At 38.0% G+C, this 21234-nt stretch carries 24 protein-coding genes; 13 read left to right on the forward strand and 11 right to left on the reverse strand.

The window, feature by feature from the left end; translation table 11 throughout:
- Window positions 1–99: 99 nt before the first annotated feature.
- The 4 genes from K6I41_RS05885 to K6I41_RS05900 all read right to left on the reverse strand — a co-directional run bounded on the left by K6I41_RS05885 (window position 100) and on the right by K6I41_RS05900 (window position 3454).
- Entirely contained in the window at window positions 100–558 is a 459-nt protein-coding gene (locus K6I41_RS05885) for a DIP1984 family protein (protein WP_033847602.1), read from the reverse strand.
- A 12-nt stretch (window positions 559–570) separates the two neighbouring features.
- Window positions 571–954: a DUF7684 family protein gene (locus K6I41_RS05890; RefSeq protein WP_199986739.1), complete on the reverse strand. Its 384-nt coding sequence runs from the start codon at window positions 952–954 to the stop codon at window positions 571–573.
- 2 nt (window positions 955–956) lie between these two features.
- The gene (locus tag K6I41_RS05895) at window positions 957–2225 is read right to left on the reverse strand and encodes an RtcB family protein (protein ID WP_199986740.1); all 1269 of its coding nucleotides are present in this window, start codon (window positions 2223–2225) and stop codon (window positions 957–959) included.
- A gap of 254 nt (window positions 2226–2479) precedes the next feature.
- On the reverse strand, window positions 2480–3454 hold the full coding sequence (locus tag K6I41_RS05900) for a ribonuclease Z (RefSeq protein ID WP_151988476.1): 975 nt from the start codon (window positions 3452–3454) through the stop codon (window positions 2480–2482).
- A 67-nt stretch (window positions 3455–3521) separates the two neighbouring features.
- Here K6I41_RS05900 and rtcR point away from each other — a divergent pair, with 67 nt between their 5' ends.
- A complete protein-coding gene (gene rtcR / locus K6I41_RS05905) occupies window positions 3522–5120 on the forward strand; it encodes an RNA repair transcriptional activator RtcR (protein WP_250375393.1) in 1599 nt (532 codons plus the stop codon).
- Window positions 5121–5178: 58 nt separating this feature from the next.
- Here the strand turns inward: rtcR and K6I41_RS05910 are convergent, their stop codons facing one another.
- Window positions 5179–5811 carry an alpha/beta hydrolase gene (locus tag K6I41_RS05910; RefSeq protein ID WP_151821317.1) on the reverse strand — a complete coding sequence of 211 codons (633 nt, stop codon included), beginning with the start codon at window positions 5809–5811 and terminating at the stop codon, window positions 5179–5181.
- A 125-nt stretch (window positions 5812–5936) separates the two neighbouring features.
- Here K6I41_RS05910 and yaaA point away from each other — a divergent pair, with 125 nt between their 5' ends.
- Complete coding sequence (yaaA, locus tag K6I41_RS05915) at window positions 5937–6716, forward strand: peroxide stress protein YaaA (RefSeq protein ID WP_005306994.1); 780 nt, start codon at window positions 5937–5939, stop codon at window positions 6714–6716.
- Between the two features lie 198 nt (window positions 6717–6914).
- Here the strand turns inward: yaaA and K6I41_RS05920 are convergent, their stop codons facing one another.
- From K6I41_RS05920 to K6I41_RS05940, 5 genes are all read right to left on the reverse strand, one after another.
- The gene (locus K6I41_RS05920) at window positions 6915–7700 is read right to left on the reverse strand and encodes a thiazole synthase (RefSeq protein ID WP_001154366.1); all 786 of its coding nucleotides are present in this window, start codon (window positions 7698–7700) and stop codon (window positions 6915–6917) included.
- A 13-nt stretch (window positions 7701–7713) separates the two neighbouring features.
- Window positions 7714–7911 carry a sulfur carrier protein ThiS gene (thiS, locus tag K6I41_RS05925; RefSeq protein WP_004791249.1) on the reverse strand — a complete coding sequence of 66 codons (198 nt, stop codon included), beginning with the start codon at window positions 7909–7911 and terminating at the stop codon, window positions 7714–7716.
- Window positions 7912–7924: 13 nt separating this feature from the next.
- A complete protein-coding gene (locus K6I41_RS05930; protein ID WP_199942760.1) occupies window positions 7925–8290 on the reverse strand; it encodes a DUF423 domain-containing protein in 366 nt (121 codons plus the stop codon).
- 110 nt (window positions 8291–8400) lie between these two features.
- The gene (gene rpoH / locus K6I41_RS05935) at window positions 8401–9267 is read right to left on the reverse strand and encodes an RNA polymerase sigma factor RpoH (RefSeq protein WP_004791254.1); all 867 of its coding nucleotides are present in this window, start codon (window positions 9265–9267) and stop codon (window positions 8401–8403) included.
- Window positions 9268–9400: 133 nt separating this feature from the next.
- Window positions 9401–9646, reverse strand: a complete 246-nt coding sequence (locus K6I41_RS05940; RefSeq protein WP_004791256.1) for a sulfurtransferase TusA family protein — start codon at window positions 9644–9646, stop codon at window positions 9401–9403.
- A gap of 375 nt (window positions 9647–10021) precedes the next feature.
- On the opposite strand from K6I41_RS05940, the gene K6I41_RS05950 reads away from it, so the two are divergent.
- Window positions 10022–10234: a cold-shock protein gene (locus K6I41_RS05950; protein ID WP_000126912.1), complete on the forward strand. Its 213-nt coding sequence runs from the start codon at window positions 10022–10024 to the stop codon at window positions 10232–10234.
- A gap of 103 nt (window positions 10235–10337) precedes the next feature.
- Window positions 10338–11489 (forward strand): ATP-dependent RNA helicase RhlB, encoded by a 1152-nt coding sequence (gene rhlB / locus K6I41_RS05955; protein WP_004791258.1) that lies wholly within the window; start codon window positions 10338–10340, stop codon window positions 11487–11489.
- A 38-nt stretch (window positions 11490–11527) separates the two neighbouring features.
- Here rhlB and K6I41_RS05960 read toward each other — a convergent pair whose 3' ends face one another.
- Window positions 11528–11908, reverse strand: a complete 381-nt coding sequence (locus K6I41_RS05960; protein WP_003650739.1) for a hypothetical protein — start codon at window positions 11906–11908, stop codon at window positions 11528–11530.
- Between the two features lie 209 nt (window positions 11909–12117).
- On the opposite strand from K6I41_RS05960, the gene K6I41_RS05965 reads away from it, so the two are divergent.
- The 9 genes from K6I41_RS05965 to K6I41_RS06005 all read left to right on the forward strand — a co-directional run bounded on the left by K6I41_RS05965 (window position 12118) and on the right by K6I41_RS06005 (window position 21178).
- A complete protein-coding gene (locus K6I41_RS05965; protein WP_192454138.1) occupies window positions 12118–12693 on the forward strand; it encodes a nitroreductase family protein in 576 nt (191 codons plus the stop codon).
- A gap of 34 nt (window positions 12694–12727) precedes the next feature.
- Entirely contained in the window at window positions 12728–13801 is a 1074-nt protein-coding gene (locus K6I41_RS05970) for an NAD(P)H-dependent glycerol-3-phosphate dehydrogenase (RefSeq protein ID WP_005306983.1), read from the forward strand.
- A gap of 56 nt (window positions 13802–13857) precedes the next feature.
- The gene (locus tag K6I41_RS05975) at window positions 13858–14313 is read left to right on the forward strand and encodes a SixA phosphatase family protein (protein ID WP_004791265.1); all 456 of its coding nucleotides are present in this window, start codon (window positions 13858–13860) and stop codon (window positions 14311–14313) included.
- 23 nt (window positions 14314–14336) lie between these two features.
- Window positions 14337–15476 carry a type II secretion system protein GspL gene (gspL, locus tag K6I41_RS05980; protein ID WP_250375394.1) on the forward strand — a complete coding sequence of 380 codons (1140 nt, stop codon included), beginning with the start codon at window positions 14337–14339 and terminating at the stop codon, window positions 15474–15476.
- On the forward strand, window positions 15476–15955 hold the full coding sequence (locus K6I41_RS05985) for a type II secretion system protein M (RefSeq protein ID WP_049837084.1): 480 nt from the start codon (window positions 15476–15478) through the stop codon (window positions 15953–15955). Before gspL ends, K6I41_RS05985 begins: the two co-directional genes overlap by 1 nt.
- An 89-nt stretch (window positions 15956–16044) precedes the next feature.
- Window positions 16045–17049: a quinone-dependent dihydroorotate dehydrogenase gene (locus tag K6I41_RS05990; protein WP_107882607.1), complete on the forward strand. Its 1005-nt coding sequence runs from the start codon at window positions 16045–16047 to the stop codon at window positions 17047–17049.
- A 6-nt stretch (window positions 17050–17055) separates the two neighbouring features.
- Window positions 17056–17643 (forward strand): CvpA family protein, encoded by a 588-nt coding sequence (locus tag K6I41_RS05995; protein WP_049837082.1) that lies wholly within the window; start codon window positions 17056–17058, stop codon window positions 17641–17643.
- A gap of 25 nt (window positions 17644–17668) precedes the next feature.
- Window positions 17669–19210, forward strand: a complete 1542-nt coding sequence (gene purF / locus K6I41_RS06000) for an amidophosphoribosyltransferase (RefSeq protein WP_005306965.1) — start codon at window positions 17669–17671, stop codon at window positions 19208–19210.
- 78 nt (window positions 19211–19288) lie between these two features.
- On the forward strand, window positions 19289–21178 hold the full coding sequence (locus K6I41_RS06005; protein WP_005306963.1) for a M48 family metalloprotease: 1890 nt from the start codon (window positions 19289–19291) through the stop codon (window positions 21176–21178).
- The last annotated feature ends 56 nt before the right edge of the window (window positions 21179–21234 follow it).

Raw genomic sequence — 21234 nt, forward strand, 5'->3', positions numbered from 1 at the left:
AATTATTTTCAATCCCTCAGATCGGAGTAACGCAGGATCTTGTACTCGCCCAGTATGTCCAAACTTTGATTGTGAAAATGATTTCACAAAATCTATTGTTTAATCGATTAGATCAATTTGCCAATTAGCAGCCTGAATTTTAACGTTTAAGTCACGGAGTTTCGCACTGATATCATCCGCCTGCTTTTGTAAGCTAGAAACAGGAATGACTTTCTTCCACTTAATTTCACGTGAGCTATAACGATCAGGTTCTCGATGTGTATTGGCAATCGCATCTATTAAAATCTTATGCTGTTCAGCATAACTATCGCGCAAGCTTAATAGGGACAACAATACTTTGCCATCTTCCAGTTTTGCTTGTGCATTGGTCAAATGAATACGACAAATCAATTGATTGCTTTCCTGAGTTAAAGCAAATACCTGTTTGATCAGTTCATTTGGATCTTCACTAGGTTCATCACCATCTTGTACCAATACATTGGCATTAATTCGTTGTTTTAACGAAGCAAGCTTTTTTTGTTGATCGCTTCGAAGTAAAAGTGCTTCTGCGAGTTTCATTTTATTTACCTTTTATTCAATATGTACAATCACTAAGTTTGAAATATCTTCTAATTGAATAGTAGTTTTTGCACATTCAGTAATGTCTTCTAAAGTTTCATCTTCATGCCAAGTTGTCATAAAACAATGATCGGCTGGTGGTTGATAGTTATAAAAAACTAGATATGTTTCATCTAGGACATCATCCCAAATAGAACACTCATATCCTGTAACCATCGCTTGAATACAATGTTTGGAATAGACAATCTTTTCACAAATCCAATTACGCCATTCAGGCAGAATTTGATCGGTTTTCACAACCAAGATGATGTAATAGGGCTGTTCAGGTAGAATCAGATGCTTTTCTTCATTTGCTTTGATTCTATAACTTCGAATATCTAAACAATCTTTTTCCATGATTAACCCTTAACACACACCACTTGTCGTAAGGTATACACTACTTCAACCAAATCGCTTTGTGCTTTCATTACATCTTCAATTGGTTTATATGCCGATGGAATTTCATCAATAACAGCTGCATCTTTACGGCATTCCACACCTTCAGTTTGGGCAATTTGATCTTCCACAGTAAAACGTCGTTTTGCTTCAGTACGACTCATAACACGACCTGCACCATGCGAACATGAACAGAAAGATTCCTGATTTCCAAGCCCACGGACAATAAACGACTTCGCACCCATTGAACCTGGAATAATTCCGTATTCACCTAAGCGCGCACGGACTGCACCTTTACGGGTGACCATCACTTCTTCACCGTAGTGTTCTTCCTTTTCCACATAGTTATGGTGACAGTTCACAGCTTCCAAACGTGCCTGAAAAGGCTTTGGTACAATCGTAGCCAAGGCTTTAATCGCAGATTGCATCATGATTTCACGGTTCTTCATTGCAAAGCGTTGAGCCCAACCTACAGCAAACCAGTAATCATCAAAATGTTCAGTTCCTTCAACCAAGTATGCTAAATCTTTATTTGGCAAGTTAATGAAATGCTTCTGCATGTCTTTACGGGCAAGTTCAATAAAATGATTACCTATAGCATTTCCTACACCACGAGAACCTGAGTGCAACATAATCCAAACATGATCTTGCTCATCTAAACAGATTTCGACAAAGTGGTTTCCAGTACCTAAAGTTCCCAAATGTTTGCGGTTGTTGGTGTTTTTTAAACGTGGGTGTTTTGCGCAAATATATTCAAAATCTGCAACCAGATCGGTCCAAGCTTGATCTACCATTTCTGGTGGAGTTTCCCATGACCCACGATCACGTCCGCGCTTAGTCATTCCATGTGGAATTAATCGTTCTAGTTCAGTACGTAGAGCATGTAAGTTATCTGGTAAATCTGAAGCAGTTAAGCTTGTACGGGTTGCCATCATTCCACAACCAATATCTACACCCACAGCAGCAGGAATAATTGCCCCTTTAGTTGGAATCACGCTACCAATAGTTGCTCCTAAACCGAAGTGTACATCTGGCATGACAGCCATCCACTTATAAATAAAAGGCATTTGAGCAGTTTGCAATAATTGTTGTTTTGAGTTGTCATCAACAAGCACGCCTTTAGTCCACATTTTGACTGGCATACTTTTTTCATTTTGCAGAACTTGATAAGAACGTTCTTGCTGCTTTTGTTCAAATTGAGCTTGTTGGTTAATTTCTTCAATGACAGACATTTTCTTTTCCTTTCAAAGCCTGCCTGCCAAGCGTTTGCAGGCAGGTGTTATTCACAAGATCCCAATGATGTTGTGTGCTCTGTACTATTGCACTGAGTGTGCCAACTTTTTAAAAATAATATAATTAAAATATAAGTTATTGAAAATAATATATAAAAATAATTAGTTTCTCAGTCTGACTAATTTCTTTTGGGGATTTTAATATTTAAAAGATATCTAAAAATATATTTAAATATCTTTTGGGATATATGTATTTAATAGGCCTTACCATTTTTATCGACTTTAAAAAGCTGTCCAGCTTCATTTAAAGTAAATTCATCAAAATCATTGGCTAAATAAAAATGACCTTTATAAAGCTGGCGAACTTCTTCAGTAATAGCTTGCTGCCCAGCTTTATCCTGATGTCGGGGGCTAAAGTGCGTCAGAATTAAATTGCTTAAAGATTGCTGTTCTGCAAATTCAGCCACCATTTTTGCTGAGCTATGCATTGGACCTTTGCCGACTTTCTCTAAAACCGTTTGCAAGTAAGTCGATTCGTGAATAAGGAGTTGAGCATCTTTGCAAGCATCAGCTAATAGTTCAGGTTGGTCATTATCACCACCTATAATTGCATGAACTTCTTGATTTTGTATTTTGATAAAGTCTTGAGCTTTTAAAGTTTGTCCCTCAAATTCAACATTGTAGCCTCGTTTTAAATGGCCCCACATATCACCTTGAGGTACACCAAGCTGAGTTAGAGCTTGGGTATCTAACTTCTTTTGAATCGATTTGATATAAATGCTAAAAGCAAAACTTGGAACACGATGGCTTAGTGGGTGTGCTTGAACAATGAATTCATCAGTGATCTGTTGTGGCTGCATTGCTTCATTTACATCAATAAATTGTAGTGAGTAAGGTAAGTGTAAGTCAGTAAGTTGGGCAGTGATTTCAAACCATTGCTGAATTTCTTTCGGTGCAATCACGATTAATGGTTTGCTACGGGCATTCATGCCTGCACTTGCCAATAAACCAACTAGACCATAACAATGGTCGCCGTGAACGTGTGTAATACAAATGGCAACTAGGTGTTGTAATGAAAGTTTGGCTTGTTGAACGCGGTGCTGTGTCCCTTCGCCGGCATCAATTAAAATCCAGTCCTTATTTTTGCTGTTACGAACTGCTAATCCTGAAACATTACGTGTCAGGGTAGGTACACCCGAAGATGTGCCTAAAAAAGTAAAATGAAGCATATTCTTGGAATTTTTTGGTCAAATGCGTATTGTATATTATAGACACTTATAAAATTTTATAGAAATTATGGCGGATGCAAAGAAAACAGTCGTTATTGGCTTTGTCGGTTCTACACTTGATCAGGGAAGAAAGCCAGATCGATGGCAACGTTGGCGTCCTACGATTAGCTTGTTAATGCATGAAGATTTGCTTATAGATGAATTGGTACTATTACATGATCGACAACATCATAATTTAGTTAAATCTATAGCAGCAGACGCAAAAGAAATTTCTCCACAAACTCAGGTTTCTGGACATAAGGTGAGTATTAGAGACCCTTGGGATTTTGCTGAAGTTTATGGTGCACTTTATGATTTTGTAAAAACCTATCCGTTTGATGTCGAAAAAAATAACTATTTATTGCATATCACAACGGGAACACATGTTGCCCAAATTTGTTGGTATTTATTGGTAGATGCACATTATTTACCTGCTCAACTTATCCAAAGTTCACCTAATCAGCAAAAGACCTCAGAAGGTGAATATAGAATTATTGATCTGGATTTGTCTCGATACGATGTTTTAAAACAGCGATTCGATGATGAACAAAAACAAAATTGGCAACAACTTAAAGCAAATATTTCTACTCATAATAAAGCGTTTAATCAGCTTATTGAGGAAGTTGAATTAGTTGCAACCCGCTCTAGTGCACCTATTTTAATTATGGGTGCAACAGGTGTTGGTAAGTCTCATTTGGCAAAACAGATTTTTCAATTAAAGAAAGATAAATTTCAATTAAGCGGTCGTTTTATCGATGTTAACTGTGCAACCTTACGTGGTGATAGTGCTATGTCGACCTTATTTGGTCACATAAAAGGTGCATTTACAGGAGCAGCTGCATCTCGTGCTGGTTTATTAAAAAGTGCTGACCAAGGCATTTTATTTTTAGATGAAATCGGTGAATTGGGACTTGATGAGCAAGCTATGCTGCTAAAAGCACTAGAGGATAAAAGCTTTTTTCCTGTTGGGAGTGATAAGGAAATTCAGGCCGATTTTCAACTAATAGCTGGTACTAACCGTGATTTGCGTAATGAGGTTCAAGCTGGCCGTTTTCGTGAAGATTTATGGGCTCGTTTGAATACGTGGACGTTCTTCTTACCAAATTTAAAAGACCGTGTAGAAGATATTGCACCCAATATTGATTTTGAGCTACAGCGTTTTGCTGCAATTCATCAAAGACAATTACGTTTTCAACGTGATGCTTTAGAAACATATTTAAAGTTTGCTAAATCAGTAGATGCATCATGGCAAGGAAATTTTAGAGATTTAGCAGCGAGCGTAACTCGTTTGGCAACTTTATCTCATGGTGAGTTAATTCGTCGTGAAGCTGTAGAAAAAGAAATTCAACGCCTAAAGCAACTTTGGATTACTCAGGATGAATCTTACAATGGTAAAAATACAGATATTTTGTTGAACTATTTGAGTCCTGAGCAGCTAGAACAGATAGATGAATTTGATCAGATTCAATTACGAGGTGTGCTCATAGTCTGTGAAAATTCAAAATCAATGGCAGAGGCGGGAAGACAACTCTTTTCAGTATCTCGTCAACAACGTAATACAACGAACGATAGCGACCGAGTGAAAAAATATTTGGCCCGTTTTGGATTAAGTTGGAATAATTTTTAGCAGTTACAGTGCTCATAAGTGATGGACATTGACTCAATCTATGCCCATCACATACACTTTATTTCATGATAATAAAGCGTGTAATGATTTGACGAAGCTGTTTTAAATAACCTGTAAAGAAGTGATTAGCGCCCGGTAAAATCGTAATCGGATGCTTTTGGGGTTTTGCCCATGCAATTGCATCTGAAAGTAAGGTGATGTCATCTTGCTCACCATGGATGAGTAGGATATCACCTTGAATTTCAGGGGTTTTATAGTGGCGTAAACCTACTACAGTAGCCGTTGGTAAACCGCATAAAATTAACTGTATAGGTCGTAATTCAGGATTAAGCTGGGCAAAGCATTTTGCTAGAACATGTGAGCCGAAGCTGAAACCACCTGCATAAAATGGTAGGCCTTCATGAAGCTTACGAACATGTTCAATGACAGCTAAGATATCTTCAGTTTCACCATGGCCTTCATCATGAACGCCTTCACTGCCACCTAGGCCGCGGAAACTTGGGCGGTAAACAATGCAACCATATTCATTAAAGATTTGGGTTAAAAGGGCAGGGACTTTATGTTGAGGGGTTCCACCTTGCAATGGGTGCGGATGACAAACAACCGCAAAGCCTTTGATTTCACCTTCAGGGTGGTCAACGAAAAGTTCAATTTTACCTACTGGACCCTGGATGAAAGTTTGCTCAGACATATAAGAACCGCTAAATAACAATACGTGATGCTATTTTACCGATAGTCGTCATTGAAAACACGAGTTAGCATTAAAAAATATCTACTGTTATAGTTGGTATTAAGAATAATTTTTTCAGGTTATGTATGCTTGCTTTAATTTCTCCTGCAAAAACTTTGGATTATGAAACAGCGTTACCTACAGATGAGTTTACTCAGCCTCGCTTGTTAGAACACTCAGCACAATTAATTGATGTTAGCCGTAAACTTTCTGCTTCGGAAATTGCGAGTTTAATGAGTGTTAGTGAAAAAATTGCCACATTAAATGTAGACCGATTTAGAGATTGGAAGCCCGAATTTGATTTTTCAAATGCTCGTCAGGCAATTTATGCATTTAAAGGTGATGTCTATACGGGTTTAGATGCGTACCATTTAAAAGATAAAGATATTGATTTTGCACAGCAGCATTTGCGTATGCTCTCTGGTCTATATGGTTTGTTACGTCCTTTAGATTTAATGATGCCTTATCGTCTTGAGATGGGCACTAAATTAAAAAATACGCGTGGTCATAATTTGTATGAGTTCTGGGGTGAAATTATCACAAACCAGATTAATGAAGATTTGGCAGCAATAAATTCTGAATTACTTGTAAACTTAGCTTCAGATGAGTATTACAAATCGGTCAATGAAAAGAAAATTAAGGCTGAAATTGTTAAGCCTGTTTTTCTTGATCAGAAAAATGGTAAATATAAAGTCATTAGTTTCTATGCGAAAAAAGCACGTGGTTTAATGGCTCGTTTTATGATTGAAAACCAATTAAATAAAGCTGAGGATATTAAAGCGTTCAACACCGATGGATACTACTTTGATGTTGAGAGTTCATCAGCAAAAGAGTTGGTATTTAAGCGCGATGAGCAAGTGGCTTAGCCTTACTAAAGTTAAACTCTCGTAAGCGGTAACTATCGTGAGGTGGCATGGATGCCACCGTTTCGCTGTATTACATGGATGTAATATCAGCGAAACAAAAGATTTTTGTTACTTTTCATCTTTGAAAAGTAAAATGCCTATACAAGTTGCACTAAAGTTACAACGGTAATTAAAGGCTGTGTTCTTGCAAGAAATAGATTATTTAAAGAAATAACCTGTTTCTGGTGAGCTTGCATTTGCCATACGTTTACGTGGCATACGTCCAGCTAAAAATGCTTCACGTCCAGCTTCAACAGCTTTTTTCATTGCAGAAGCCATCAAAATAGGATTTTGAGCAGCAGCAATCGCTGTATTCATCAGCACGCCGTCACAACCAAGTTCCATTGCAATAGCAGCATCGCTTGCTGTCCCAACGCCTGCATCTACCAAAACGGGTACTTTTGCATTTTCTTTAATAATTGAAATAGTGTGCGGGTTTAAAATACCTAAACCTGAACCAATTAGACTACCTAAAGGCATAATCGCAACACAGCCCATACTTTCAAGTTCTTGCGCAATGATCGGGTCATCAGAGGTATAGACCATAATCTCAAAACCGTCATCAATCAAAGTTCGAGCTGCTTTTAAAGTTTCAGTTACATTTGGATATAACGTCTTTTCATCGCCTAGAACTTCAAGTTTTACTAGGTTATGACCATCGAGTAGCTCACGCGCTAGCATACAAGTACGAACTGCGCTATCAGCATCAAAACAACCTGCGGTATTTGGCAAAATTGTATATTTTTCTGGTGGAATGACAGACAGTAAATTCGGTTGATCTGGATTTTGTCCAATATTCACACGGCGGATTGCGACAGTTACGATTTCTGCACCACTGGCTTGAATAGCTAAATCCGTTTCATTTAAGTCTTTATATTTTCCAGTTCCTACCAATAAACGAGATTGAAAAGAACGTGAACCAATAATGAGAGGGGTGTCTTGCATGGATAACTCCGACTTAGCCGCCGCCAACAGCGTGAATAATTTCGATACGGTCATGTTGAGCAATAGTAATTTGCTCTAATTTGCTTTTAGAAACGATTTGCTGATTGTGCTCGACAGCAAAGCGTTTTCCTTCAAGTGCCATTTCCTGAATGAGTTGCAACAGGTTTTGACAAGGCGTGTCCGTTAATTCGCCATTTAAATAAATTTGCATGATCACATTCCAATTATTTTGCGTATTTGAGAGCATTCCAAGCCAAAACGAGCCATCCAGCTATCATAAATGCTCCACCAATTGGGGTAATTGCCCCTAAAATTCTCGGTAATCCAAGTGCCATGATATAGAGTGAACCACAGAAAAATAAAATACCAATCTGAATCAATATGAATGGCAACTTAATAGGGAACGTCAGGATGACTTTGCCTAAAATACCAAGTGCTAGTAAGCCTAAAGCATGGTAGAAAAAGTAGTCGGTTGCAGTATGCCACCAAACAAGTTGCTCTGGACTCGCATGAGCTTTAAGACCATGTGCTCCAAAAGCACCCAACATGACTGCAAAGGCAAGATTAAGGGCTGAAATGGCAATCCACATAACAAAAAACGCAAATGAATAATGAAGGGCAACGTTATCATAGATTGGGTTGGCTAAACATAGCCAGATAAAACAAAAGGGCTAATCGCCCTTTTATTTTTAAACTTATTTTAGCTTGCAGACATGGCAATTTTAATTTTTTCCATTGCATTCTTTTCAAGCTGGCGAATACGTTCTGCTGATACATTATATTCGGCCGCTAACTCGTGGAGAGTAGACTTGTCATCATCTAACCAACGACGTTGTAAAATATTACGCGAACGATCATCTAACTGATCCATTGCATCATGTAAGGCAGATGTACTTTGCTCTTCCCAGTCTTCATTTTCAACTAAACGAGCTGGATCATAGCGATTATCTTCAAGATACAATGCAGGTGCAGTATGCGGAGTGTCATCGTCGTCGTCGCCTTGAGCTTCGAAAGCAGCATCATAAGCGGTTAAACGACCTTCCATCTCCAGAACTTGTTCTGCAGTAACATTTAAGTCATTCGCAATCGATTGAGCTTCTTCGAGCGTTAATTTTTTACTCGATTTTTTTAAACTACGTAAATTGAAAAATAATTTACGTTGTGCTTTGGTCGTTGCAATTTTGACAATACGCCAGTTACGAATAACGTATTCGTGAATTTCTGCTTTAATCCAATGGACGGCAAAAGATACAAGACGCACGCCCATATTTGGGTCGAAACGCTTCACGGCTTTCATTAAGCCTAAATTACCTTCTTGAATAAGGTCGCCTTGTGGTAGGCCATAACCTGCATAGCTGCGCGCAATGTGAACGACGAAACGTAAATGCGACATTACCAGCATTTTTGCGGCATCAAGATCTTGGTCATAATAATAACGTTCAGCAAGTTCTTTTTCTTGCTCGGCCGTTAAAATAGGAATCTGATTGACAGTACTGATATATGCACCAAGGTTTACACCGGGCGCAGACAATGACAGGGGCATCAATTGATTGCTGCTGTCACTCATGATTTCTCCTTGTAGGATCGGATGGGATAACCAATAAATTCATCTTAATTTGAATCAGCTTCATAATTAAGGAAAATTGGGTAGAGAAATGTAAAATTTTATGCAATTTCTAATCTTTTAGTTTATCAAAGAATCATTGAGTTTCAATTAAATAGTGAAATTCTCTTTCAGATATATGTGTTGTCTGACACATAAAATGATGTAAACCACAGTAACGAGTTACATCTATTTCACTATGAGGGTCAGAAGATTTTAATAAGAATAGCTGTTTACCCGATACTTTTTTGAGTTCGCGTTTTAGCATTAATAAAGGCATCGGACAGGGTTGGCCCAAAGCATTAATTTCAATGGGTGCTGTAGTAGAAGAAGTGTTGGTCATTCATCATCAAAACAACTAAAAAAATTATTCTAACAAATTTTTTTATAAATGCCGCACATTTTATAAAAGAAGAAACAACCAATTACCTATAAAAAATATTGTAATAAGCTGTTTAAAAAAACGACTAAAAATACGGGGAATAATTGAAAAAAATTCTATTAATTGTCATAAACCCGTGGTAAGCTCGAACCGTTTTAAGATTTACCACACACTTAAATTGGTTTAAAAATCTTATAACAAATGGATGTAACCGGAAATTGTTGATAGTTTTACAGAATGATTACAAGCTTTAAGATTATAAATATTTTAAACACTTGTTTGCTCTGCTGTTTGCAACACCGGAAGGTCCTTTTTTCAACATCTGAGGATTGACTTATGACAGCTCGCGAACAAGGCGTAGTAAAGTGGTTTAACGACACTAAAGGTTTTGGCTTTATTCAACGTAACGGTGGTGATGACGTATTTGTTCATTTCCGCGCAATCGTTGGTGACGGTCACCGTTCTTTACGTGACGGCCAACGCGTAGAATTTAGTGTAGTACAAGGTCAAAAAGGTTTTCAAGCTGAAAACGTTCAGCCTTTAGACTAATTCATCTTTTTGATGAATCATGGACGCTCCAATTTTTGAATTGGGGCGTTTTTGTTTATAATGATCTTCTCATTAGAGAGATTGTTTGTTAGAGCACGTATTTATGACATCTGGTTTTGAAACCTTGAATTTACATCCGCAACTTAAAAAGGCGATTGATGCTTTAGGGTTTAAGCAAATGACCCCGATTCAGCAAAAGGTTTTAAAATATACGTTGGGCGGGCATGATGCGATTGGTAGAGCGCAAACAGGAACAGGTAAAACTGCTGCTTTCCTTATTAGTGTAATTAATGACTTGTTACATAACCCGATTCAAGAGCAGCGTTTTCGTGGTGAGCCACGTGCTTTGATTTTGGCGCCTACGCGTGAATTGGCATTGCAAATCGAAAGCGATGCAAAGTTACTCACAAAATTTTCAGATTTACACATCGTGACACTGTTGGGTGGCGTAGATTTCGATAAGCAAAAGAAACAGTTGGATGCTAATTTTGTCGACATCATCGTTGCCACTCCTGGGCGTCTAATTGATTTTGTAGAACAAAAAGAAGTTTGGCTCGATCAAATTGAATTTTTAGTCATCGATGAAGCTGACCGTTTATTGGATATGGGTTTTATTCCTTCTGTAAAACGTATTGTGCGTTATTCCCCACGTAAGGAACAACGTCAAACGCTCATGTTCTCGGCTACTTTTAGTTATGATGTGCTTAACTTGGCAAGACAATGGTTGTTTGAACCAATCACTGTTGAGATTGAGCCTGAGCAAAAAACTAACAACGATGTTGAGCAGCGCGTTTATGTAGTCGCTAAACAAGATAAATATCGTTTACTACAAGATATTTTGCGTGAAGAGCCTATTGATAAAGTTATGATTTTTGCGAATCGACGTGATCAAGTACGCCGTCTTTATGATCATTTAAAGAGAGATGGATATCGGGTCGGAATGCTTTCAGGTGAAATTGCTCAAGATAAACGTTTAAAAATGTTAGAGCAGTTTAAGCAGGGTAAAAATAACGTCATGATTGCAACTGATGTTGCAGGCCGTGGTATTCATGTTGATGGCGTATCTCATGTGATCAACTATACTTTACCTGAGCAATCAGATGATTATGTACATCGCATTGGACGTACAGGTCGTGCTGGCTCACAAGGTGTAAGTATTAGTTTCTTATCTGAAGATGATGCTTTTTACTTGCCGGAAATTGAAAAAGCAATTGGTAAGAAATTGCCATTAACCCGTCTAGACGGTTATTGCTAATAAAAAAATCCCAATCAGTTGATTGGGATTTTTTTTGATTAATTAATTTTACAATAGAAGGTAAGGGTTGTTTGATAATCATCGTCTTTTGCAAGTGATGCATTTTTGCCAGTTAAGGTGCCAATTACACCAGCCGCTGCTTCAACCATTTGGCCAGTTTTTTCGCTTACAACATCTTTTAATACACCGTTGTATGTTGTTTTTTCATCTACCACAACAGGGCTGGTGCTTTTTGAACAAGTTTTTTGAGCGGCAGTAATCGCATTATTTTTTGCAATTAGATTCGTTTTACCAATACCTGTGACTTCAAATTGATTATTTTCTTTTTGAACTGCCAAAGTGTTCTTAGGCGTAGTGGCACAAGCACCTAGCAATAAAACAACACTACTCAACGCACTCGCTAAAATTATTTTTTTCATGTTTCACCTAATATCGCTAATCGTCAAAAGATCTCACTATTTGAACACAAGTTTTCTAATTGATTTTGAAGACGTTGTATAAGTTTTGATGTTTTGTCTTAAAAAAATGTCAAAGCACGAACTCGTTATTTTTATGTTCTAGATACAATGGTGGATTATCTGTAGATTATGCTAATCTATTTTGAATTTTTTGAGTTAGATCAATATTAATGACGGATTCAGCAATACAGATAATTCATCAGAATATTCACCAACGTCAATCTATTGGTCAATTGATTGAGCCTGCTCCAAATGCAGATCAATTAGAGTTGGCTTTTCAAGCTGCGTTAACTGCTCCTGACCACCATAGACTGAAACCAACACGTTTTGTCGTTGTCGAGGCTGAACAACGTGGTGCTTTTGGTGAAGTTTTAGCAAAAGCTTTGGCTGATTTAGGTGAAACCGACTCAGCACAGCTTGAGCGAGTGAAGCAACATCCTTTCCGCGCACCTTTACTCATTTTAGCGCTGACACAATTGCAAGATCATCCTAAGGTTCCACATTTTGAACAGATTTTAAGTACTGGGGCTGCCGTACAAAACCTTTTATTGTCTTTACAAGTTCAAGGTTTTTCTACCATGTGGCGTAGTGGTGCTGTTGTCGAATCAAACTGGTTAAAACAGTATTTAGGATTGCAACCGCATGATTTAATCTCAGGTATTATTTATGTGGGTACGGCAGCTAAAGCGATTGCACCGCGTGCAGATATTGAAAGTAAAGAATTCGTAAAAGTTTGGCAGGCATAAAAGTCTGTAGAAGTAAGAAATAGGATAATAAAGCATGACTGAATTTAAGTTTACAGATTTAGTGGAACCTGTTGCGGTCGATAAAAAAACAGCATTACGTATTACTGTTTTAGGTGGAGGCAGTTTTGGTACGGCAATGGCGAATTTAGCTGCACGTAATGGCTGCGACACCATGATCTGGATTCGTGATGCTGATACAGCTGAAGAAATCAATAAAACCCATATTAATAAACGTTATTTGCCAGACTTTGTTTTAGAGTCCTCATTGCGTGCTGTGTCAGACCTTGAACAAGCAGTATGTGATCGAGATATTATTTTAGTGGCCATTCCTAGCCATTCATTTCGTGATGTCTTAAAACAAATTGCTCCTTTTATTACTGCACAAGCGATTGTCTCTTTAACCAAGGGTGTCGAGGCTAAAACTTTTAGCTTCATGAGCGATATTATTCGCGAAGAATTGCCAGAAGTTCCTTATGGAGTATTGTCTGGACCAAACCTCGCTAAGGAGATTATGGCGGGAATGCCATCGGGTACTGTTATTGCCAGTGATTCTGAACTCGTTCGTTATGCTGTACAGCATGCTCTGCATAGTGCGTTATTCCGAGTTTTTGGTAGTGATGATGTGCACGGTGTTGAACTGGGTGGAGCACTTAAAAATATTTACGCCGTTGCAATGGGAATTGGTGCAGCTTACAAAATTGGTGAAAACACCAAGAGTATGATTTTAACGCGTGCTTTGGCCGAGATGAGCCGTTTTGCAGTTAAACAGGGTGCAAATCCATTAACATTCTTAGGTTTATCTGGCGTTGGTGACTTATTTGCAACCTGTAATAGTCCATTAAGCCGTAATTATCAAATTGGTTATGCTTTGGGTTCAGGTAAAACACTTGACCAAGCGAGTAAAGAATTGGGGCAAACCGCTGAAGGAATTAATACGATTGTTCAGGTGCGCGGTAAAGCAGAAGAACTAGACGTATATATGCCAATTACCAATGCTTTATATGAAGTTATCTTTGAGGGGGCGCCTCCTTTAAATATTGCCTTATCTCTCATGAAAAATGGGCACCGTAGTGATGTTGAGTTTGTTTTACCTCATCATGAAGTCTGAAGAAGAAATGTCATAAATTACGGTTATAATGCAAGAATTATTAACAAGGAATATTTATGCAACTGACATTAGTTCGTCATGGGGAAGCTGCTCCTCCAGTAAATGGTAATGATACTAAACGTCCACTTACTGCTCGTGGGCATGCTCAAGCTGAACAGACAGCAACATTTTTAAAAGATATTGTTAAGCCAGATATTTTCGTGGTGAGTCCGTTGTTGCGTGCTCAAGAAACATTAGCGCATATTCAAACTTATTTTAAAGATGTGCCTGTGCTGTTATGCGATAAAATTAAACCGGACGATAATGCGAAAGAAGCGGTTGAGTGGTTGTCTCAGGTTCCGTATGAGTCAATTGTAGTCGTGTGTCATATGAATGTAGTAGGGCATATTGCTGAACTACTGACTCATGAAAACTTTAATCCATTTGCACTTGCAGAAGCTCGAATTTATGATCAGGCTGTGATTGCTACTGGTTTATCAACACAAAAAAATAGTTTTGTACCCACAATATAATTAAAAAGGTCATTTAGCCCATTATGCTGTATTTATGGATGCCTGAAACCAATGGAATATGGCATTGGTCTAACGGAGAAAACTGGTTGCAGGCAGCAAGTCTTGATCAATTAATACAAGATCTGCAACTACATCAAGGAAAAGAAGCTATCATCTTTTTCCCTAGTCGCCATGCTCAGGTACTCCAGCAGCACATGGCAAAGTCTCATTACAAGCAACTCGGGGCAGATGGTGTTAAATATTTGCTTGAAGAATTTGTGACTTTGCCAATTGATCATATGAAAGTGGTTCATCATTTTCATGCTGATCAATTAACCGTATTGGGGGTGGCAAAAACAACAGTAGAAACATGGCAACATGCAATGGCTTTGCTGCCTATTAAGCTCGTTGCTTTATTGCCAGACTTTTTAATTTTACCGGAACCTCAAGATCAGCAAGTAGTCTTATGCAATATTGACCAGAAATTACTTGTACGTGAAAGTAAATGGGTTGGTAATTCTCTAGATGATCTGGGATTGTTTTTAGAGTTCCAGCCGGTTGAAATACACTATCAATATAGTGGTTTGACAGCAGAACAATTAGAAAGCTTGATGGCAGCATCAAGTGCTGAGCAGCGTTCAGAATTTATTTATCAATTTCAGGCTTTAGATAAACCTAAACAGCATCCTTTTAATGTTCTACCTAAGGCTAAAGGGCAAGAGCAAACGGTTTCAGGTTATTGGAAAGCATGTGCTGCTGTTATTTTAGCAATTATAGTGGTTCAGTTTAGCTATGACTTGTTGCGCTGGGTAAAGTTAAAAAATGTGGCTAATCAAACCGCTGAGCAGACTATAGAACAATATAAATATTGGTTTGGTTCTTCTAGTCGTGTAAATGAGCAGAACATAAAAAGCCAATTTGAAAGTCATTTACGCATGAGTAAGCAAGGTGATACACAAGCACTTTCTTTATTGAGTCGTGTTGGGCCTATTTTAATGCAAAGACAAATTTTAGCTCAGCAGTTAAATTATGATGCATCAATATTAACAATGGCATTAAAAGCAAAGTCCGCAGATGATTTGCAAGCTTTAACTCAGCAACTTAACCAGCAGGGATTCAAAGCAGAGCTCGGTAATGTTCAAGCCGATGGTGGTGGGGCAATCGGGGTGGTGAAAATACAATAATGAAAATGATAACTCAATTGCAAAACCGCTTTGATCAGTGGGTTGAACAGATCGTTCAATATTTGGATCGCTTAACTGTACGTGAACGTATTATGGTGGTCTTTACTACAATCTTTGTCGTTGTGGCTATTGTAGGAGCTTCACTTTGGAAAATGCATTCTTTGGCAGAGCAGCAACAGCAACGATTAAATGATTTAAAAGATTTGATGGTATGGATGCAGAGCAATGCGGTTACCATGAAACCCGCAAATGAACTTGAGTTGGGTCAATCGGAAAAAATACAGCGTGTAGCTCAGCAGCAAGGCTTAACGGTCACTTCTCAACAAAATGGTGAGCAGTTACAAATTGTTGTTACTCATCAGAATTATGCAATTTTAGCGAACTTTTTAACCCAACTTGCACAAATGGGCTTAAGTATTCAAAAAATGGAAATGGTTTCAAGTGACGGACAGATTAAATTAACAGCGACGGTTCAATAACATATTAAAATATGGTGTTCTTAAGCATGGTGTTTTGTGCTGCCTGTGCCTATAATATGCCTACCTAAAATCAGTAGACTGTGATTGGTATGTTATATTCACTTGCTCGCCCGATGTTGTTTAGTTTAGCACCAGAGCGTGCCCATGAATTAACATTATCTATGCTTGATAAAGCACATAAGTTCGGCCTGCTACGTCAAAGCGTAGAATCAAAACCAACAACCTGTATGGGAATTGAATTTCCAAATCCGGTAGGTTTGGCGGCTGGACTTGATAAGAATGGTGCACATATTGATTCTTTAGCCGGACTGGGTTTCGGTTTTATTGAAATTGGAACAATTACACCGCGTCCTCAGTCGGGTAATCCACAACCGCGATTGTTCCGTATTCCTGAAGCTAAAGCCATTATTAACCGCATGGGTTTTAATAATGATGGTGTTGATAAGCTTGTTGAGAATGTTAAAGCTTCGAAATTTAAAGGAATTCTAGGCATCAATATTGGTAAGAATGCAGATACGCCTGTAGAAAAGGCTGTAGATGATTACCTAATTTGCCTTGAGAAAGTTTATAATTACGCTTCTTATATTACTGTTAATATCTCATCTCCAAATACTAAGAACTTAAGAAGTTTACAAAGTGGTGATGCATTAACTGAATTATTGCAAACATTAAAAGAAAGACAACTTGAGCTTGCCGAGCAATATAACCATTATGTTCCTTTAGTTTTAAAAGTTGCACCTGATTTGACAGTTGAAGATGTTGAGTTTATTGCAGCACAATTATTGCAATTTAAGATTGATGGTTTAATCGTTACCAATACGACTTTATCTAGAGACGGTGTAGAAAACCTTCCTAATGGTAACGAATCGGGCGGATTATCAGGTGCGCCTGTTTTTGAAAAAAGTACCGAATGCTTACGTTTATTTGCCCAAACGTTAAAAGGACAAATCCCGTTGATTGGCGTGGGTGGAATTTTGTCGGGTGAACAAGCAGCAGTCAAACAGCAAGCTGGAGCAACATTAGTACAAATCTATAGCGGATTGATTTACACCGGTCCTATATTAGTAAAACAATGTGTTGCAGCCATGACTTAAGTGAATATGAACACAATTGATATCATTATTCTGATACTTTTGCTCATTGGGGGGCTAAACGGTTTGCGACAAGGATTTATCAAAGCCTTTGCGAACTTGGTAGGATGGATCATTGCATTAATTATGGGTGCAAAATATGCTGTCCTTCTTGCGCCGTCCATGTCTGGTTTGAGTCATGATCCGGTTGTTCAAAAAATTGCAGCTTTTGCATTTATAGCACTTCTGATCATTGTTTTAACATGGATCGTCACTGCATTTTTAAATGGCCTCTTGAAAAGTCTGAAATTGGGGCCATTAAATCGTTTAGCAGGTGGTGCTTTTGGTTCCTTAAAGGGCTTGTTGGTTGTGTTGATTACAATGCAAGGCGTTGGGCCTTGGGTTGAAAGTTCACCAAATTGGAAACAGTCCGTACTTATACAATTTTTACTGCCTTATGCACCTTTAGCGACTGAATTGTCTAAAGATGCTGCAAGTGAGGCATTTCATCAAATAACATCTGGAGGTAGTGCATCAAGCACCCCTTCAAAACCAATGGACGAATCGGAAGATTTAGAAAACCGATCCGACCATTCGACAAAGAATCCTTTTTATTAATTCCTAGCTTGTCTGCGAGGTTGCTATGTGTGGAGTTGTTGGTATAGCCGGTAAATCGCCAGTGAACCAAATGTTGTTTGATGCTTTAACGATGTTGCAACATCGTGGGCAAGATGCAGCTGGAATAGTAACCTGCCATGAAGGCCGTCTTTTCCTTCGTAAGGATAACGGTATGGTGCGTGATGTTTTTCATACTCGTCATATGAGAGCATTACTTGGTAATTATGGTATTGGCCATGTACGTTACCCAACTGCTGGTTCTGCTAGCAGTGCTGAAGCACAACCATTTTATGTGAACTCACCTTACGGTATTACACTTGCACATAATGGTAACTTAACCAATGCCGAAGATATTCATGATGACCTGTTTAAAACAGATTTACGTCATATGAATACGGACTCTGACTCAGAAGTTCTTTTGAACGTATTCGCACATGAGTTGCAGAAGAACGGTACTTTAAATCCTACACCAGATGATATCTTTCACACAGTTTCTCGTGTACACGAGCGCTGTCTAGGTGCATATGGCGTAGTGGCAATGATTACTGGTCATGGTTTGGTTGGTTTCCGTGATCCAAACGGTATTCGCCCACTGATTTATGGTTCACGTATGACTGAAAAAGGAGAGATGGAATACATCATCGCTTCTGAATCAGTTGCTATTACAGCACTTGGTTTTAAAATTGAGCGTGATATTGAACCGGGTGAAGCAATTTTCATCAATTCAGATGGTGAATTGTTCTCAAGACAATGTGCAGCTAATCCAAAATACCGTCCATGTATTTTTGAATATGTTTATTTTGCGCGTCCTGATGCCATTATTGACGGAATTTCAGTTTATAAAGCTCGTTTAAAAATGGGTGAAAAACTTGCCCATAAAATTTTACGTGACTGGGGTGAGGACCACGATATTGATGTGGTTATTCCAATTCCGGATACGAGCCGTACTTCCGCATTAGAACTTGCAAATATTCTAGGTGTGAAGTTCCGTGAAGGTTTTATGAAAAACCGTTATATCGGTCGTACCTTCATTATGCCAGGTCAGCAACAACGAAAAAAATCAGTACGCCAGAAATTAAACCCTGTAGAACTTGAGTTTAAAGGTAAGAATGTTTTACTGGTTGATGACTCAATTGTACGTGGTACAACCTGTAACGAAATTATCCAGATGGCACGTGATTCTGGTGCAAAAAAAGTATACTTTGCGTCAGCAGCACCAAAAGTAATGTATCCAAACGTTTATGGTATTGATATGCCTGCTAAAGCTGAGCTTATTGCTTCAGAGCGCAGTGTAGAAGAAATCCAGGAAATTATTGGTGCTGATCGTTTAGTTTTCCAAGAATTGGAAGACTTGAAAAATGCTGTACGTACTAGCAAAGTACCTGATCTAACTGAGTTTGATTGCTCTGTGTTTGATGGCGTTTATGTAACAGGCGATATTGATGGTGCTTATCTAAATAATTTGGAGCAGAAGCGTAATGATTCTGCTAAAAAGAAAAAAGATGGCTACATTGATGTGAATGTTGACGCTGCTTCTGTAGATTTAACAGGCATTAAAGAAGAATAGAAATAGCTGAAAAAAGCGGGTGTTTCCCGCTTTTTTCTTTTATGATGAAAACTAACAATGTAATTGGGAATATTTACATTGAAAGAAGTAAGCCACTATCTAATCGAAAATAAGAATATGGCATGGTCCATCACTATGTGTTTGGTTGCTGTGCTGCTTACTATTTTTATCTTAAATTTAATTTTAGGTTTACTCGTCCATTTTTTTGATTATAGTCAGCCCATTTGGTGGCATACCTTAAGTCCTTATTTCGTCGCGCTATTGCTTTTTATTATGGTTTGGTCGGTAGTTACTGAACTTTATATCTTGCGTAAAGGTGGACATTCTTTAGCAAAACAACTGAAAGCGCGTCGTTTAGTAAAAGAAGAAAGTACACCTGAAGAGCTTGAAGCATTAAAAATTACTGAATATTTGGCGCAAAATTTTTCACTTAAAGTTCCAACCTTATATGTTTTACCTGATGAGGTAGGCGTAAATGCGCTTACGGCAGGTTTTCACCCTAAAGATATTGTGATTATTTTGACATGGGGAGCTTTGCAAAATCTGGATAAACTTGAACTATATGGTTTGTTGGGTCATGAGTTTAATCAGATTTTATCGGGTGAAGCTGTTGAAAATACTAAATTAAAGATTTTATATAGTGGATTAACGACATTTAGTCAGTGGGGCAGTAAATTAGCAAAACAAGGCTTTAAACGATACAGCCCAGGTTATAAACATAAATTTGAAACAGTGTTTGTTGCAGTGGGTGGTGTCATTTGGCTAGCTGGAAGCCTAGGTGTACTAATTACCCGATTTATTAAATATTTAACTTTGAGTGGACGCACATTTCGTAATGACCAAAAAACAGTACGGTTATTAAAAAATAGTGCTAATACTCAGACTTTGTTGCGTATTTATGTCCACCATTCTGGTTCACAAATTCATAGTGCCTATTCTGAATCAATCGCACATATGTGTTTTGCTAACTCACTGAGTCCGCAAAGTTGGATGAATATTCACCCAAGTATTCGTGAGCGTATTTACGAGTTAAATCCGACTTTGCTACAAGATTTACAATTAGAAAATTTAAAAAAGCTTCGCAATCGACCGTTATTTAGTTTATTTCATTTTTTAGAAGAATCTGAAAAAGAGATTTATGTTCCATGGTCATCTCCACAGCCTTTGCCTTTATTAAGGTTGTCACCCATTAGTTTTGCATTAAATGATGCTATTAAGCCTCTTAGTAGTGATGTGCGTCGAAATAAAAAGCGTCCTGAGCTCATTCAGCGTGCACTTCAAACTGCTACGGGTTCACGTGAGGTAATGGTTGCTATTTTGATGATTCGCCAATATCGAGAATTTATCCCAAAAGATGCACCAGTTAGCCATGCCATTATTGATGCCTTATTAAATCTTGATGGACGTATCCATATTCAGATATTTCATGATGCTTGTAAAAACATTGGGCATATGCCAGCAAGCATTGCGCGACAATTTCTAACAAAACTAGCGCTCATTATTCAAGAAGATGGCGAAATTGGCTTGCTAGATGCACTTTTGCTGGAACGGGTTAAATATGAGTTGAATTTAATGCCGTTACATTTGCCAACAGCATTTGAAGAAGTAAAACCTCAAATTGTTCGTTTAATTGATGCCTTGCTTCATGTTCAGCAAATTAATAGTCCAAATCAGTTGGAAGTACGTGAACGTATTTTGCGTTCGCTACTTAATCCCGATGAAATGTATGTCTATGATGAGATTTCAGATGAGCCTTTAGATTTGGCTGAAATTTTAAATGATATTGCAGGTTTATTATTGCGTGACCGTCTTAGTATTCTTGCGATTGCAGAAATGTGCTTGTGGAGTGATCGTATTATCACACAAGATGAACTAGATGTACTCGAATTACTTTATTGGCGATTTGGCTTTGAAACAGAAGAAATTGTTGAGCAAATGCAAAAAAGAAATAGTGTGATGATTATTTAAAAGACATCTACGATTATAAAAACAGCTGAACGAAATAAAAAACTGAAAAAAAAACT

It is taken from the genome of Acinetobacter sp. AS23, from assembly GCF_023612055.1.
In the GTDB taxonomy this organism is placed as follows: Bacteria; Pseudomonadota; Gammaproteobacteria; order Pseudomonadales; family Moraxellaceae; genus Acinetobacter; species Acinetobacter oleivorans.

Bases quoted from the DNA above. Each gene is read 5' to 3' on its own strand.
- K6I41_RS05940 (WP_004791256.1), bottom strand. From the start codon at position 9,646: ATGACCAACACTTCTTCTACTACAGCACCCATTGAAATTAATGCTTTG.
- rtcR (WP_250375393.1), top strand. From the start codon at position 3,522: ATGGCGGATGCAAAGAAAACAGTCGTTATTGGCTTTGTCGGTTCTACA.
- K6I41_RS05930 (WP_199942760.1), bottom strand. From the start codon at position 8,290: ATGTGGATTGCCATTTCAGCCCTTAATCTTGCCTTTGCAGTCATGTTG.
- gspL (WP_250375394.1), top strand. From the start codon at position 14,337: ATGCTGTATTTATGGATGCCTGAAACCAATGGAATATGGCATTGGTCT.
- K6I41_RS05975 (WP_004791265.1), top strand. From the start codon at position 13,858: ATGCAACTGACATTAGTTCGTCATGGGGAAGCTGCTCCTCCAGTAAAT.
- K6I41_RS05965 (WP_192454138.1), top strand. From the start codon at position 12,118: ATGACGGATTCAGCAATACAGATAATTCATCAGAATATTCACCAACGT.
- K6I41_RS05890 (WP_199986739.1), bottom strand. From the start codon at position 954: ATGGAAAAAGATTGTTTAGATATTCGAAGTTATAGAATCAAAGCAAAT.
- K6I41_RS05910 (WP_151821317.1), bottom strand. From the start codon at position 5,811: ATGTCTGAGCAAACTTTCATCCAGGGTCCAGTAGGTAAAATTGAACTT.
- K6I41_RS05950 (WP_000126912.1), top strand. From the start codon at position 10,022: ATGACAGCTCGCGAACAAGGCGTAGTAAAGTGGTTTAACGACACTAAA.
- K6I41_RS05920 (WP_001154366.1), bottom strand. From the start codon at position 7,700: ATGCAAGACACCCCTCTCATTATTGGTTCACGTTCTTTTCAATCTCGT.
- K6I41_RS05960 (WP_003650739.1), bottom strand. From the start codon at position 11,908: ATGAAAAAAATAATTTTAGCGAGTGCGTTGAGTAGTGTTGTTTTATTG.
- rpoH (WP_004791254.1), bottom strand. From the start codon at position 9,267: ATGAGTGACAGCAGCAATCAATTGATGCCCCTGTCATTGTCTGCGCCC.
- K6I41_RS05970 (WP_005306983.1), top strand. From the start codon at position 12,728: ATGACTGAATTTAAGTTTACAGATTTAGTGGAACCTGTTGCGGTCGAT.
- K6I41_RS05885 (WP_033847602.1), bottom strand. From the start codon at position 558: ATGAAACTCGCAGAAGCACTTTTACTTCGAAGCGATCAACAAAAAAAG.
- K6I41_RS05995 (WP_049837082.1), top strand. From the start codon at position 17,056: ATGAACACAATTGATATCATTATTCTGATACTTTTGCTCATTGGGGGG.
- K6I41_RS05900 (WP_151988476.1), bottom strand. From the start codon at position 3,454: ATGCTTCATTTTACTTTTTTAGGCACATCTTCGGGTGTACCTACCCTG.
- purF (WP_005306965.1), top strand. From the start codon at position 17,669: ATGTGTGGAGTTGTTGGTATAGCCGGTAAATCGCCAGTGAACCAAATG.
- rhlB (WP_004791258.1), top strand. From the start codon at position 10,338: ATGACATCTGGTTTTGAAACCTTGAATTTACATCCGCAACTTAAAAAG.
- yaaA (WP_005306994.1), top strand. From the start codon at position 5,937: ATGCTTGCTTTAATTTCTCCTGCAAAAACTTTGGATTATGAAACAGCG.
- K6I41_RS05985 (WP_049837084.1), top strand. From the start codon at position 15,476: ATGAAAATGATAACTCAATTGCAAAACCGCTTTGATCAGTGGGTTGAA.
- thiS (WP_004791249.1), bottom strand. From the start codon at position 7,911: ATGCAAATTTATTTAAATGGCGAATTAACGGACACGCCTTGTCAAAAC.
- K6I41_RS05895 (WP_199986740.1), bottom strand. From the start codon at position 2,225: ATGTCTGTCATTGAAGAAATTAACCAACAAGCTCAATTTGAACAAAAG.
- K6I41_RS05990 (WP_107882607.1), top strand. From the start codon at position 16,045: ATGTTATATTCACTTGCTCGCCCGATGTTGTTTAGTTTAGCACCAGAG.